The following is a 15,708-nucleotide window of genomic DNA, read 5'->3' on the forward strand; positions in this document are numbered from 1 at the left end:
TTTTAACTAAATGTTAGTTTGTTTTCTGTTATTTAATTTTTTGGCTAGAACAAGTTAATATTCTAAACTCTCTGCGTTTAGTTCATCTACATCTAATTCTTCTGGTTCAAGTTGTTCTGTAGTTACATTAATATGAAACTCTTTAAGTAACTCATAAACATAATCTGCATTACCTTCATGATGTCTTCTAGCCCAAAATGTATATAAATAAGTTAATCTGTCTTCAGTTTTTAAATCAGTTGTTAAATAAGTTTCTTTTTTATAGGTAGAGTAGTTTTCATACTTTAAAATAGTTTTTAATTCTTTTAAAATGCTATCATCTACAGTTTTAGAAATAAAGTCATCAATTTCAATATTATTACCTTCTTTGGCCATAGAATATATTTCTTTCAGTATATATTCATTTTCTCCAATATCATCATAAATTAATAATGAGGATTTTAACATAGCCTCTGCACCAGAGTTTTTATAAATTTTATTATTTTCAAAAAGCTTGTAAATATTATCTTTAACTTGTGGAGTAAATATTTTTTTTAAACTTTCTGGACTTCTATCAATTTTAGAAACTATATAAGAATAATATTCGCTTTTTGTTTCAAAATCAGAAAACCCATTGTAAGAGTAAAAAAAATAGCTAACTGCAATACCTCTACGTGCATCACTATTATCTAGATCAAAACTATCAAAGAGATGCTGAATCATTTGTTTTTTATCAGTTAAAATGTCAATAGATTCTGCTATTATTGAATTTTTAGACTCTTCAGTTTCCTTATTTTTAGCTATTTCATCTCTTAGACCAGCAATAGTATTATTTAATCTTTCATTTTGTCTTTCTTTGGTACTACTTCTTATTTTTTCTTTTTTAATTACTTTTTCTAATTCAACTATTTTATCATTAGTACTAGTCTTTTTACAAGAAATAACCAGAGTAATAATAAGAGCAATTATAATTTTTTTTATCATTGGATTTAATTTTGATTGTTATTTAGTTCTAGCATTGTTTTTTAATGAAAGAACTATTACAACTATCAATATTAAGTATATTACCCTGAGCGGTAATTAGCCAATTAATATTCGTAAGGTATTATTGTATTTTTGAATGATGATGTTCTTAGAATTATAAAACCCTATTATTTTTATTTATAGCTTCTTTGTAAATTTTTGAATCTCTTAACTGTAGATCTGTTGCTAATGCTTTTATATAAGTAATACCTAAATCTTCCCACTCACTAACTTGTGCAGCATTCAATCTTATTTCTCTAACCTGGTTTGCAATACCGCCAAGAAAAACCCATAAATGGTAATGGTTTGTACTTGTTTTACTAAATATATAAAACCAATCTTCCCAATGTATAAGGGTATCTTTAGATTTTAATAGTTGTAAATGTATTTGCTTAATACTTATGTTATTATCAAGTACAGATAACTCAAAAAAATCTTGGTTACTATTGTTTACATAGTTAAATATTTCTGATTTATTTTTATCAGATAGTTTATAATCAACCTTTAAAAAAATGACTAATTCTTCTAAATTTGTAAAGTTTAATGAGGTTTTGTAGTAATATAATTTGTCTTGCCAAACTTTATAACTAGTAGTAATTTTAGATAAAATAAACTTGTCTGTTTTGGTATAAATTAAATCTAAAGGCATATTAAATTCACTGTATTTAATTATAATTTAGTAAGCAGTACTTCTTTAAAATATTTATAATAAATTTCATCATTATAATAGCCCGAATTGTCGTTCTCTAAAAAAAATAAAAGCTCTTTATCTGGTAAAAAAGATAAAATAATGTTCTCAAAACCATCATCTATAATAAACGTATTTGTATCTTCTGTGTGTAAAATTTCAATATAGTCTGATGAGTAACTAATTTGATCTTTAAGAACACGTAAAGATTCTTTAGTGTATTTATTTTTTATTTTGATTTCTTTTTTAACTGGCGTTTGCTTTAAGTCTTTTAATAATTTAACTAAAGATGAATCTTTAACAATTGAAAATTCAAAATCTAACTTATTAGGTTCGTAAGTGTACCTAAAATTTTTAGGTTGCCTTTTGGTGTTCACAATTATAGTATCTATAAGAGAATTACTAAAATACCTTGGAAAATGTAACGGAACAACATTGTCTAGTTTTTCCCAATTTAGTTCTTTTTGGTTTTTATCATTTAAATGTTTTGCCATACGTAGTATGTCAATACTTTCATATAAAATTTCAGTATCTGTAATGTCTTTATTAAAACCTGGTATTTTTTGACTATGAAAAAGGTCAAATCCTTTTTTTAACCTATTGTATTTAAAGTGTATTAACTCTAAACCAGGTATTATACTTGTACTATCTGCATAATCAATCCTATTGTGTTGCTTTATTAATTTTTCTTTAGTTATAGCTAATGAATCTTCACTAGGTAAAAAAAACAAAAAAGTATTTCTCATCCCATCAGATCTAAAATCTTCTTCTTGGGTTAAAAATCGTATTGGATTATACTTATTAACCTCTTCGGTAATTACTAAATCTCCTACCTTAACTCTGTATTTACCAACAGTACTTTTAAAAGCTCTAAAATTTATAGGAACTAATAGTTTTCTATCTTCTTCGGTTACATATCTACAAACTGATGGTTCAGAAATTAAATTTTTAATGTCCTCATCAGTAGGTATTTTTAGCGTGTCTTCTAGTTCAGGGGTTATATAAAAAGTATCAAACCTTAAATTTAAGTCTAGATTTAGGCAACCACTTAAAAGGAAAATACAAGTTAGTGCTAAAGTTAATTTTATGTAGAATTTCATTTTGTTTTACATTAAGTTTAAAAGAGCATTTATTCTAGTTCTTTAATCATAATATTTTTAAAAGCTATGCCTTGGCCTTCTGCTTGTAGTGCAATATAGCCACTGGTTAGGGGAGTGCCATCAATTTTAAGTTCTGGATTATAACCGTGTACAACACCGCCACCAATTTTTGGTTTGGTATATTCTAAAACCTTTACGCCATTAACTTTGTGTATAATTAGAGAGTCTCTGTAAACAATAAGTTCACCTTGTACCCATTGGTCCCATTTAAATGTTTTAGAAGTAGATCTAATACAGTGGCGAGCATCTTCTTTTCCTTTAAAAACTATATCTGTACCAGGAGAACACATATTACCTGTAGGTCTTGGTTCACCTTCTTTTTCCTCTGCAAGTATTTGGTATTCTATTGATATTGGCCAGTCTTGTTCTTTTAAAATAGTTTTAGGATCTTGAGAGTGAAACATAATACCGCTGTTTCTGTACGTAAATTTAGGAGCATCTCTTAACCATTGGTCTGTAAACTTATATTCAAATTTAAGATGATATGATGAAAATGGCTCATTGTAGAATAAATGTCCATTACGCTTATCAAAAGTTGTGTAATCGTCATAATTTACAGCTATAGTACCATTGGTTACTCTAAAGGTATTTGCATAATTATCTCCCGTAACGTGGTGATTTAATTTAGGAGTCCACCCGCTTAAATCCTTGCCATTAAATAAACTACGCCATTCTCCTTTATCACTTTTTACTTTTTTACTACCACAAGAAATGGCAATTACTATTATAAGTACTGTTAAGCACGTTTTTACTGTTTTCATTATGGAGTTTTTTTTAATGGGTATAAGTTATGGTGTTTATTTATGTAGCTAAATATAAATATTTATGTATTAGAAGTCTTAAATGTAATGGTTTATGCGGAGTAAACGAAGTAAAAACAAAAAAGCGCTTAGTTATAATACCAAGCGCTTCACTTTATTTTTGTATAAAATTAGTTTTTAATATGCATCTACATACAAAACTTGTCCGGTTATAAAACCATCTACAGACCTCTCAAAAGCTTTACCAACCAGTCTCCCTGGTACTGGTTCAAAACCAGGCATCATTTCTCCGTAAACATCCCAAGCTTCTTCTAATACAGTTGGGTTTATAGAGTTTACGCGTATACCTCTTGGCATTTCAAAAGCAACACATTTTACAAAAGTATCTATAGCTCCACTGGTAGTGGCATCTGCAATTGCAAACGGAATAGGTTTTACATTTAAAATTCCTGTTATTAAAGTAAAAGAACCCTTGTCTGCAATATATTCTTGGCCAATACGCACAATGTTTATTTGTCCCATCATTTTACTTAGTATAGTGCTCATCCATTGCTCCTCTGTCATTTCTGTAAAGTTTGCGTATTCACATACTCCAACTGTGTTTACAACAGCATCAAAATGACCTACATCTGTATATAATTTTCTTAAAGATGTTTCACTAGTAATATCTACCTGATAGTCATAATTTCCGGCAGAACGCCCTGCGGTTATAATTTTATGTTTCTTAAGACCAGTTAACGCTGCTTGTCCCATTTTTCCGTTTGCTCCAATTAAAATTATTGTTTTCATATGATATATTTTTTGTGTTAAAAATCATATGCAAATTTATTATGAGTTAGTAGGGTAGGACTAGGACATTTGTCTAATAATCTATATTAGCTCTTATTCTGCTTAAATGTCTTTGTGTAACTCCTAGGTAAGAAGCTATATAAACTAAAGGAATTTCTTTAATATACTTTGGCTGTTTAGTTATTAAATCTAAATAGCGTTGTTGTGCTTTATCTTTTTGATGATTAAAAATCCATTTTTCTAATTCTAGATATTCTTGTTCTGCAATTATTTTTAAAAACTGTAGCCAATTAGTATTAGATTTTGCTAAGTTATTTAAGGTTGTTTTTGGAATAGTAATTATTTTAGAATTGGTTAATGCTTGTATATTTTCTTTAGATCCCTCACCTGATATAAAAGATGAATAAGCCATTAATAAACTATTTTGAAAAGTGAAGCAATAAGTAATTTGATCTTGAGAATTTGAATGGTAAAAAGAGCGAAAGATGCCAGAAACAACAAAAGAAATATTGTCGCATATTTCATCTTCCATTAAAAAAAAGTCATTTTTTTTTAATGTTTTATACTCGCAGATATCAAGAAAATTTTCAATCTCTTCATTACTAAATAAATTAAATGATTCTAAATATGCCTTCATTGTATCTTTCAATTTTTATGAGCTGTAATTATTCTAATATAGTAAAGAATATAAGCTTTATTTAGTTTATAAGTATAGAAGCTTCCTTTTTTTTAATGTATACCTATAAGTGTATCATTTTTAATACTTTATAATTTGAGTTAATCTTAGCATAAGCAGTTTCATCAATTAATATAACAATCAAAAGTATAGCGGTTTTGTTGCATTAAATACGCATAGCCTAAAGCATTAATAAAAATTAAACGCAACTTTGTTGCATTAGTAGTTCCTTTATATATATTTGCGCACCAATAAATAATTTAAAACATAATATGAAAAAGATTAATTTTTTGCCTTTTTTGGCAGCAACTATTTTATTTACAGCTTGCTCTAAAGATGATGACAGCTTAGATGATCAAGTAGATCATAATGATGATCATAAAAACGTTTCGTTATTAATTTCTGATGTTAATTCTACAGAAATTAACTTTTTAAACCCATATAGTAAAGAGGTTCAAACCTACCAAGCATCTTATGCTAAAGGTGCTGTATATGCTACAGAATCTGGTAGATATGGTGTTATAACACATAGAGATAATAATTACACAGAAACTTTTAATATTGGAGGAGAAATTGATCACGGAGATCATAGTCATGATTTAGGTGAAACCGGTTTAGCAGCTATAGGTTTTGAAAGTGAAAAACCAACTCATTTTAAATCTGAACATGGTTACGTAGCGGTTTATAATGATGGGGATGCTACGCTTAGTATTTTTAATGAGGAAACAATTGTAAATAGTAGTGCTGTTAAACACATACCAACAGGTACAGTTGCTCACCATGGTGCTATGGTATTTTTTAAAAACGGTACTATAGCAGTTACTAATTTAGGAGATGGCGCCAGCTTACCTTTAAAAGTACACATTATAAATGAAGACGGAGAAGTTGTATCAGATGAAGAGCAAAGCTTAGTTACATCTGGTATTCACGGTAGTGCAGGCAATAATACTACAGCAATATTTGGTTCTAACACAGGAGTTTTAGTTGTAGATGATTCTGGAGATCAAAAAATTATAGATTACCCATCTAGTTTTGAAGAAAATGTATGGTTTGGTAGCCTTTTAGCAACTAGCTCATCTAATTTATTTGTTGGGTATACCACAAGTAAAGGTGTATATTTTATAGATATAGACACAGAAGAAATAACACCAATACATGAAACTACAGAATTATTTAAATGCATGGTTTCTAAGGATAAAGAAGAAATTGTAAGTTTAACTAAGAGTGGAGAATTAAAAGTAACAGATATATCTACAAAAACAGCAGTATTTAACACTGTTTTATCTGTAGATATGGATACAGAATCTAAAGGACATACATCTGTAACTAGCTCAATAGATTATTATGACAATTATTTATTTGTTTCTGTACCGTCTACTAAAAAAGTAATACAATACAGTTTAGATGATATGGAGATTAGTAATGAGTTTCAATTAAATATTACTCCTTACCAGTTTAAAGTTTTAGCTTACGATATAGAGCACTAGAAATAACTTACTTTATAAAAGAAAAACCGAGTGTAAGCTCGGTTTTTTTATACTAAAAAACTGAGTTTAACTAACTCTTTTTTTAAACTATATATGATTATTTATTTCCCAATACAAAAGTTCGCGAAAATATTACCAAGCAACTCATCATTAGATACTTGCCCAGTAATTTCACCCAAGTGGTACAACGCATCTTTAAGATCTATAGATAGTAAATCTCCAGAGATACCGCCATCCATACCAAGTTGCACTCTTTCTATACTTTCTAAAGATTTTAGTAAAGCATCATAATGTCTGGTGTTGGTAACAATAGTCTCGTTATTACGCAAAGCACCTGTATTTACAAACTCTAGAAGTTTGTTTTTTAATGCTTCTACGCCATCACCTGTTTTAGCAGATATAAAGAGCGTAGCAGGTATTTCGGTCTCTATAGCTTCTATTTGTTCTGGAGTATATAAATCTTTCTTATTGGTAATTACAACAAGTGTTTTTAACGGAAACTGATTTTTTATTTTTTCAATCTCTATTTTTATACTTTCTAAGTTTTCTATAGCTGGTGTAAGCGGACTTAAATACAACACAACCTGTGCTTGTTCTATTTTTTCAAACGTTTTTTTAATACCAATACTCTCTACCACATCTTGCGTTTCTCGTATACCCGCAGTATCTATAAATCTAAAACCAATACCACCAATAGATATTTCGTCTTCTATAGTATCTCTTGTAGTACCAGCAATATCACTTACAATAGCACGGTCTTCGTTTAAAAAGGCATTTAATAAGGTAGATTTACCCACATTAGGTTCGCCTACAATAGCAACCGGAATTCCGTTTTTAAGTACGTTACCAACTGCAAAAGAATCTATTAATCGTTTTAAAACGTGTTGTATTTTAGATAATAGTGTTATAAACTGTGTACGGTCTGCAAATTCTACATCTTCTTCTGCAAAGTCTAGTTCTAACTCTATTAAAGAGGCAAAATTTAGAAGTTCTTCTCGTAGTTTTTTAATTTCAGAAGAAAATCCGCCACGCATTTGTTGCATTGCTATTTGGTGACTAGCCTCATTATCAGACGCTATTAAATCTGCTACAGCTTCAGCCTGACTAAGGTCTATTTTTCCGTTTAAAAAGGCACGTAATGTAAACTCACCTGCATCTGCCATTTTACAACCATTACGCAAAAATAATTGTATAATTTGCTGCTGTATGTATTGCGATCCGTGACAAGATATTTCTATAACATTTTCACCTGTATACGAGTTAGGACCTTTAAATAAAGATACCAAAACTTCATCATACACCTTTGCATCATCTACAATATGACCCAAATGTATGGTATGCGTTTTTTGCTTGGTTAAATCTTTGTTACGTACAGACTTAAATTTAGCGTTAGCCAAAGTAATTGCGTCTGGCCCAGAAAGCCTAATAACTGCTATGGCACCAGCGCCAGAAGGTGTTGCTAATGCAACTATGGTATCTTGTGAAAACATAAATGCAAAAATACAAATTATTAAAGTTGATGAGTATTCATTTTTCATTAAATAAATACAGTGACTAACATCATAACGTAAGTTGTAACTTGTTAAATAAATGGTGAATCGGTAAAAAAGCAACTATGCATCATAACAAAAAGTTAAATCTCATATAGTTAAGATGTGTAATTATATTTTTGTTAACAACTAACAAAAACCTAACAAACTCAAAAATCTAAAAAATGATTAAAAAAATGGCCTTGTTGCTATTGTTTGCCGTATGTACTACGGTAACATTTGCACAAGAAGAAACTAGCAATGTGCCAACACCTAACTATAGGCAAGCGGCAAAATTTTCACCAGATAATTTAAGAAAAATTGTACATTCTACAACCGTTCGTCCAAACTGGTTAAAAAAAGGAAATCGTTTTTGGTACCAGTATAAAACTACAGAAGGTGCTAATTTTTATTTAGTTGATGCCGATCGTGGTACTAAAACCAAATTATTTGATAATGCTAAAATGGCAAAATGGCTTACTTTAATTACTAAAGATCCATACGATGCTAAACATTTACCACGCTTAAATTTTAAGTTTGTTAAAAATGAAACTGCAATACGTTTTAGAGTAACATCTAAAGAGAAAGTAGATGTAGTAGAGGATAAAAAAGATGATAAAAAGAATGATACCATTTCTAAAGACTCTACTAAAGCTAAAGCCCCTAAAAAAGCTCCTAAAAAAGAAAATAAAGTTTATTATTTAGAATATAAGTTAGGTGGTAATGGTTTAACTATTATAAATAATAAAAAGGAAGACGAAAACAGAAAACGTTGGGCTAATATTTCTCCAGATAGCACAGTTGTATTATTCTCTAAACAAAACAATTTGTATTGGATGGATAAAGCTAATTATTTAAAAGCTGTTAAAGACGAAAAAGATACTACAATTGTAGAACACCAATGGACCAAAGATGGTGTAGAAAACTACAGTTATGGTGGTGGTTCTTGGGGAGAAAACAACGAAACTAAAGAGGAGAAAAAAGACGACAGAAAAGGTATTAGAGGATATTGGTCTCACGATTCTAAAAAGTTTGTGTACCAACGATCTGATTCTAGAGATTTAAAAGATTTGTGGGTTATAAATTCGGTAGCCAAAAAAAGACCAACTTTAGAAACTTATAAATACCATATGCCTGGAGAAAAAGAGTTCTCTAAACCAGAAATTTTGGTTTTTGATATACCTTCTAAAGAAATGCTAACAGTAAAGTTAGACACTACAATACAACAGAGTATTGATATTTACAACGCACCTATTAAAAAAATGAATTATAGTGATGATTTTAGACCAACGTTATTGCTTTCAAAAAAAGGAAAAATTTATTTTAGTAGTACCAGCAGAGATCGAAAAAAAGTAACTGTTAACGTTGCAGATATTAATACAGGTGATGTTAAAACACTTATAAAAGAAGAACTTAACACTTATGTAGAGGCTAAAGACATTGTTTTATTTAATAATGAACAAGAAATAATTCAGTGGTCAGAGAGAGACGGTTGGGCACATTTTTATTTGTATGATGCAAACGGAAATTTAAAAAACCAAATTACAAGTGGTAGCTACCATTCTAACAGTTTTGTTGGTGTTAATGAAAAAGAGCGCACATTATACTTTACGGCAAATGGTGTTACACCAGACCAAGACCCATATTATGAGCACTTATTTAAGATTAACTTAAATGGTACAGGATTAAAAAATCTTAATAAAGGAGATTTTACTACAAACACTAGTATGTCAGATTCTAACCAATTTTTTGTTAGTAACTACTCTAGAGTAAATACTGTACCTAAATCTGAACTTAGATCTAGTAACGGTAGGGTTGTTTTAAAGTTAGAAGAGGCAGATTTGTCTGCGCTTATGGCAACAGGTTATAAATTTCCAGAACCATTTAAAGTAAAGGCAGATGATGGTATTACAGATCTTTATGGAGTTATGTATAAGCCATTTAATTTTGATGAAACTAAAAGTTACCCACTTATAGAGTATGTATATCCAGGACCACAAACAGAAGCTGTTAACAAAGCTTTTTCTGTATCTATGAACAGATTAGATAGGTTAGCCCAAGTTGGTTTTGTAGTAGTTAGTTTAGGTAACAGAGGTGGCCACCCAAACAGGTCTAAATGGTACCATAATTACGGTTATGGTAATTTAAGAGATTATGGTTTAGCAGATAAAAAATATGTTGCAGAGCAATTGGCAGACCAACATTCTTATATAGATATCTCTAAAGTAGGAATCTTTGGGCACTCTGGAGGCGGATTTATGTCTACAGCAGCAATGTTAGTTTATCCAGACTTTTTTAAAGTAGCGGTTTCTTCTGCAGGTAATCATGATAACTCTATGTATAATAGTTGGTGGAGTGAAACGCACCACGGTGTAGAAGAGGTTAAAGATGCAAAAGGTGTAGTTAGTTATAAATATGATATTGATAAAAACCAGACTTTAGCATCAAACTTAAAAGGAAAATTAATGTTAGTAACTGGTGATGTAGATAATAATGTACACCCAGGAGCTACAATTAGAATGGCAAATGCATTAATAAAAGCAAATAAGAGATTTGATTTTATGATGATGCCTGGTCAAAGACACGGTTTTGGTAGTATGACGGAGTATTTCTTTTGGCTAAAAGCAGATTATTTTAGCAAACACTTTTTAGGTGTAGAAGCTACAAATGTAGATATGTTAGAAATGAATAGAGCTAAACCAAAGCACTAATTATATAAAAGCATAATAGTTTATTTAAGCGCCTGTATTGTAATAAATACAGGCGTTTTTTGTTTTTAGGGTGATGAGTATTTTTCAATTAAAATAAAATTTTAAGATTTTAATGTAACATTTTAAGCAGTTATGCTACTGATATAGTATAACATCAAAATCAATCAAAAAATGGAAATCATCAATCAACACAAAACAACAACAAGGTCTGATAACGGATTATTAGCAGTTACACATTTAACACAGCTATTACATTACTGTACAGGAGTAGGGGGCTTTATAGTTCCTTTGGTTCTTTGGTTAACAACAAAAGACACTGTAGATGGTATGAACGAGCACGGGAAGTCTATAGTAAACTTTCAGCTAAGCTTACTTTTATATATTGTAATTAGCGTGCCAGGTATATTGTTATTTGGTTTAGGACTTTTAGGATTTTTATTTGTAGGTATTATTGGTTTTATAATGCCAATAGTAAATGCAGTTAGAGCCGCAAATGGAGAGTCGCCAAGTAAATTTATGACCATTCCTTTTATTTCATAACAAATTAATAATAAACACTTTATATAATCTATCTCTAAATTTATCTTTAGAGGTAGATTTTTTTTGTTTTTATATCAAATTTATGTTCTAATTTTGCACAACACACATTAACTATAATATAAACTATGAAGAAGATTGTATTAGCAGCAATGCTATTGAGTTTTAGTGCAACAAGTTTAGTAGCACAAGAGACAGAAACAGAAAAAGTAGAAAAAACTGAAAACACAGAAACTACTAAAACTACAGAGGAGGCTTTAAAGGCAGAAGAGGCTGCAAAATTAGCAGCAGCAGCAAAAGCTGAAGAAGCGGCTAAATTGGCAGAGAAAGCTGCAAAACAAGCTGAAAAAGAACAGAAAGCTGCAGATAAAAAAGCAAAGAAAGAAGCAAAAGAAATTAAAGCGAAAGAAAAAGAGGCTAAAAAAGTAGCAAAGCTTAAAAGTTCTATAGCAAAGCAAAACAAAAACATTTCTAAAGTAGAAAGAAAAATTGCTAAGTTAGAGAACAAACTATCTCAGGATACGGCAGCTGGTAAATTATCTCCTGTAGCTATAGAAAAGCTAAAATCTTCTATAGCAAAGGAAAAGCTTAAATTGGTAAAAGAAAATGTAAAGCTTAATAAATTAGAACGTAAACAATAGTTTAGTTTTAATTTTATGAATAAAAAAAGAGGACATTACGTCCTCTTTTTTGGTTTTTTATGTTGGGTATTTTAGTTTATGCGTTGTTAAGCATAACTGGCATTACAAGCATAGTTACGTGCTCACCTTCATCTACACCATCAATAGGTGTTAAAATACCTGCTCTGTTTGGTAAACTCATTTCTAAAGAAACATCATCAGAACTTAAATTACCTAGCATTTCTACTAAAAATCTAGAGTTAAATCCTATTTGCATATCGTCTCCTTGGTAAGAACATGTTAAACGTTCTTCTGCTTTATTACTATAATCTATATCTTCTGCAGATATGTTTAATTCTGCACCAGCTACTTTTAAACGTATTTGGTGTGTAGTTTTGTTAGAGAATATAGAAACACGCCTAACAGAGCTTAAAAGCTGTGTTCTAGAGATGCTTAATACATTTGGATTCTCTTTTGGTATTACCGCTTCATAGTTAGGGTATTTACCATCAATTAATCTACAAATTAGTTCTGTTTTATCAAAAGTAAACTTAGCGTTACTTTCGTTATACTCTATAGTAACATCATTTTCACTACCACCAAGTATACCTTTTAACAATGTTAAAGGCTTTTTAGGCATAATAAATTCTGCTACTTGGCTAGCTGTAACATCTGTACGTTGGTATTTTACAAGTTTGTGAGCATCTGTAGCTACAAACGTTAAGTTCTCTGGAGAAAACTGAAAAAATACACCGCTCATTACCGGTCTTAAGTCATCATTACCAGCAGCAAAAATTGTTTTGTTAATTGCAGTTGCTAAAATATCACCTAAAATAGTTGTAGTACTTGGGTTAGATAATTCTACAGCATTAGGAAATTCTGCACCATCTACATACGCTAAAGCATATTTACCGTGGTTACTACTAATTTCTACTGTATTGTTTTCCTCTACAACAAATGTTAATGGTTGCTCTGGAAAAGTTTTAAGAGTTTCTAATAATAATTTTGCAGGTAAAGCAATTGTACCTTCATTATCAGAATCTACTTCTAGAACAGAACTCATTGTAGTTTCTAAATCTGAAGCAGAAACAGTAAGACTGTTTTGCTTTAATTCAAACAAAAAATTATCTAAAATTGGCAATGTGTTACTGTTATTAATAACACCGCCTAAAACTTGTAATTGCTTTAACAAATAAGTACTAGATACTATAAATTTCATCAGCTATATAATTTTCTTCATTTATGGTTAGGCTCTCAAATGCCTTAAAGTCTTCTTAAAAATCTTAAAAAATCCTTGAAACAAAGATATTTTAATTGTCCTTTTAACGAAAACAAACTTATTAACACTTATTTACCGTATTTCTGCTTTCTGTAATAATTAAATATAAAACCAAATAGTAGCGTTAAAACCACTGGTAATGCTATGTTTATAAGTTGCCACTTGGTTTTTTGAGTGGCTATTTTTTCTTTATCAAGGAACGGAATTGCAACTTTTTTTGTTCGGATGTTTATAAGTCCGCTATCATCTAACAGGTAATTTACGCTATTCACCATAAAATCTTTATTCCCGTATGCGTTGTTTGTCCATTTATCATAACCAAGCTGTAAAGGCTTTCCTTTACTTATTTGGTTTTTTATAACATCACCATCTGCAATAACCAACATTTTATTTTCTGCACCAACTTCTTTGCTGTTTTTTAAAGAAAAAGGTTTTACGCGGTTGTTGTATACAGATTTAAATTTACCTTCTACTAAAACAGCTAAAGGTTTATTTCCGTTGTTATATTCTTCTTTATTAGGAGCCTTATTAACCAAATCTAAGCTAATAATATTTGGTGTACCTACCACTGTAGATAATGGAGAACTGTAATATAAAATATCCTTTTTATATTCGTTATTATCTAAAACATCTATAGAATTTGCAAATTGAAAACGCAATGCTTCTAAATTGTTGTTTATAGGATGATCATTTCTAGAAAAAACCATTGGGTTAAATGGCCAAGGTACAGGATTGTATTGAGAGTTGTTACCGTCTCCTTGTGCTAAAACAATTTGTGTAGCGTATATATCTTTAACTAAAACAGGGTTTATGCGTAAGCCGTATTTAAAGAAAAAATCTTTTAAATTTAAGTCTTTAGGAAAAGCTAAAGATTGCCCTTCTTGGTTAAATAAACTATCTAACTCCATGCTTACATTATCTATAAGCCACATAGATTTACCACCATTTATAATGTACTGGTCTAGCAAGTATTTTTCTTTATCTGTAAAAGGCTCTGTAGGTTTAGCTATTAAAGCAAGATCATACTCTTGCAATTGCTCTAAGGTTTTTTGAGGATTACTAGCAACAGAATCCAATGTAAAAGCACCAATATTATAGTATTCTTTAATGGTAGACAGGTAATCTGCTAAATAAATATCTTTTAATTCACCATTACCTTTAATAACAGCTATTCTCTTTTTTTCTTTAATACTTAATTTACTAAAAGCATCTGCAAAAGAATACTCTAAATGCTGTATAGAGTTAGTAACACGGTCTTCTGTAGTTGCGCCTAGTTTATTTTTTAGCAAGGCAACTTTTACCGTTTTGTTATTGTAGTTAACCATTGCCCAAGGAAAAACAAATTCCTGAGATACTTTACCATTTTCTTCTACAGTAACATTAGCAGGCGTTAATCCTAATTTTTGCATTTCTGCAATTGCATTTTCAGACGACCCTGTGGTTTCTAAAGGATTAATAAAGTTGAATTTTATATTGCTATTTTCTGCTTTAAATTCTTCTAATATTTGTTTGGTTTCGGACTGTAATTTTATAAATTCGCCTGGCATTTCGCCTTCTAAAAGAACATCTATAATAACAGGGTTTGTAAAATCTTGTACAGTTTCTAATGCAGCATTAGATAATGTGTATCTACTATCTTCTGTAACATCTATTCTTGTATATATAAAGTTTGATGCTATGTTTAATACAACTAAAGCAATAAAACCAATGGCTACGGAGGTAAAAGTCTTTTTCATTACTGGTTTAAGTTTTTAAGTTGAATAACTGTTAAAAACAAGAAAAACACTGTTAAGCTAATAAAGTAAATTAAGTCTCTTGTATCTATAACACCACGTGCAATACTTTCAAAATGTGCTTTCATACCTAATGATGCAATTGCAACAGAGGTTCCACCATCTGTAAATAAAGTACTAATACCCTGAAAACCGTAAAAATATACAAAACATAAAATAAGTGCCAATAAAAAAGCAACTATTTGGTTTTGAGAAAGGGTAGAGGCAAAAATACCAATAGCAGTATAGCTAGCCATTAAAAATAAAAGTCCAAAATAAGAACCAAAAACTACTCCCATATCTATGTTACCAACAGTTTGCCCAAGTTGAGACAAAGAGTACACATATAAAAAGGTAGGTATTATAGCAATTATAACTAAGGTAAGCGTACCTAAAAATTTGCCTAAAACCGTTTGCCATAAAGAAATTGGTTTTATAAAAAGTAACTCTAAAGTTCCTGTTTTTCGCTCCTCAGAAAAGCTTTTCATTGTAATAGCAGGTATTAAAAATAAAAATATCCAAGGCACTAAAAAAAAGAAGTTACTAAGGTCTGCAAAACCGTAATCAAAAATATTATATTCTCCTTTAAAGACCCATAAAAACAGGCCGCTAAATATTAAAAACAAGCCAATGACCATATAGCCAATTGGCGACGTAAAAAACGATTGTATTTCTCGTTTGTAAATGGCGTACATCT

14 protein-coding genes are annotated in these 15,708 nt (G+C 30.1%); 4 read left to right on the plus strand and 10 right to left on the minus strand.

The annotated features are described in order from the left end of the window. Positions 1–54 precede the first annotated feature (54 nt). From AX016_RS11195 to AX016_RS11220, 6 genes are all read right to left on the minus strand, one after another. Positions 55–963: a hypothetical protein gene (locus AX016_RS11195; RefSeq protein WP_100895691.1), complete on the minus strand. Its 909-nt coding sequence runs from the start codon at positions 961–963 to the stop codon at positions 55–57. Between the two features lie 154 nt (positions 964–1,117). Next, positions 1,118–1,651, minus strand: coding sequence for a hypothetical protein (locus tag AX016_RS11200; RefSeq protein WP_100895692.1), 534 nt, complete (start codon positions 1,649–1,651; stop codon positions 1,118–1,120). A gap of 20 nt (positions 1,652–1,671) precedes the next feature. Further along, positions 1,672–2,790 carry a hypothetical protein gene (locus AX016_RS11205; RefSeq protein WP_100895693.1) on the minus strand — a complete coding sequence of 373 codons (1,119 nt, stop codon included), beginning with the start codon at positions 2,788–2,790 and terminating at the stop codon, positions 1,672–1,674. Positions 2,791–2,819: 29 nt separating this feature from the next. Further along, on the minus strand, positions 2,820–3,611 hold the full coding sequence (locus AX016_RS11210; RefSeq protein ID WP_100895694.1) for a 3-keto-disaccharide hydrolase: 792 nt from the start codon (positions 3,609–3,611) through the stop codon (positions 2,820–2,822). A gap of 177 nt (positions 3,612–3,788) precedes the next feature. Beyond that, a complete protein-coding gene (locus AX016_RS11215) occupies positions 3,789–4,400 on the minus strand; it encodes a short chain dehydrogenase (protein WP_100895695.1) in 612 nt (203 codons plus the stop codon). Positions 4,401–4,473: 73 nt separating this feature from the next. Further along, positions 4,474–5,037, minus strand: a complete 564-nt coding sequence (locus AX016_RS11220) for a Crp/Fnr family transcriptional regulator (protein WP_100896853.1) — start codon at positions 5,035–5,037, stop codon at positions 4,474–4,476. A gap of 311 nt (positions 5,038–5,348) precedes the next feature. On the opposite strand from AX016_RS11220, the gene AX016_RS11225 reads away from it, so the two are divergent. Further along, a complete protein-coding gene (locus AX016_RS11225; RefSeq protein ID WP_100895696.1) occupies positions 5,349–6,563 on the plus strand; it encodes a hypothetical protein in 1,215 nt (404 codons plus the stop codon). A gap of 101 nt (positions 6,564–6,664) precedes the next feature. On the opposite strand, the gene mnmE is transcribed toward AX016_RS11225, so the two are convergent. Continuing rightward, entirely contained in the window at positions 6,665–8,053 is a 1,389-nt protein-coding gene (gene mnmE / locus AX016_RS11230; protein ID WP_100895697.1) for a tRNA uridine-5-carboxymethylaminomethyl(34) synthesis GTPase MnmE, read from the minus strand. Between the two features lie 224 nt (positions 8,054–8,277). On the opposite strand from mnmE, the gene AX016_RS11235 reads away from it, so the two are divergent. The 3 genes from AX016_RS11235 to AX016_RS11245 all read left to right on the plus strand — a co-directional run bounded on the left by AX016_RS11235 (position 8,278) and on the right by AX016_RS11245 (position 11,981). Continuing rightward, positions 8,278–10,803 (plus strand): S9 family peptidase, encoded by a 2,526-nt coding sequence (locus AX016_RS11235; RefSeq protein WP_100895698.1) that lies wholly within the window; start codon positions 8,278–8,280, stop codon positions 10,801–10,803. A 171-nt stretch (positions 10,804–10,974) separates the two neighbouring features. Continuing rightward, complete coding sequence (locus tag AX016_RS11240) at positions 10,975–11,343, plus strand: DUF4870 domain-containing protein (protein WP_100895699.1); 369 nt, start codon at positions 10,975–10,977, stop codon at positions 11,341–11,343. A gap of 125 nt (positions 11,344–11,468) precedes the next feature. Continuing rightward, a complete protein-coding gene (locus AX016_RS11245) occupies positions 11,469–11,981 on the plus strand; it encodes a hypothetical protein (RefSeq protein WP_100895700.1) in 513 nt (170 codons plus the stop codon). Positions 11,982–12,057: 76 nt separating this feature from the next. Here the strand turns inward: AX016_RS11245 and dnaN are convergent, their stop codons facing one another. The 3 genes from dnaN to gldF all read right to left on the minus strand — a co-directional run bounded on the left by dnaN (position 12,058) and on the right by gldF (position 15,706). Beyond that, positions 12,058–13,179 (minus strand): DNA polymerase III subunit beta, encoded by a 1,122-nt coding sequence (gene dnaN / locus AX016_RS11250; RefSeq protein WP_100895701.1) that lies wholly within the window; start codon positions 13,177–13,179, stop codon positions 12,058–12,060. Positions 13,180–13,307: 128 nt separating this feature from the next. Next, complete coding sequence (gldG, locus tag AX016_RS11255) at positions 13,308–14,975, minus strand: gliding motility-associated ABC transporter substrate-binding protein GldG (RefSeq protein ID WP_100895702.1); 1,668 nt, start codon at positions 14,973–14,975, stop codon at positions 13,308–13,310. After that, positions 14,975–15,706, minus strand: coding sequence for a gliding motility-associated ABC transporter permease subunit GldF (gene gldF / locus AX016_RS11260; protein ID WP_100895703.1), 732 nt, complete (start codon positions 15,704–15,706; stop codon positions 14,975–14,977). Before gldF ends, gldG begins: the two co-directional genes overlap by 1 nt. Positions 15,707–15,708: the final 2 nt, after the last annotated feature.

Source organism: Cellulophaga sp. RHA19 (genome assembly GCF_002813425.1).
In the GTDB taxonomy this organism is placed as follows: domain Bacteria; phylum Bacteroidota; class Bacteroidia; order Flavobacteriales; family Flavobacteriaceae; genus Cellulophaga.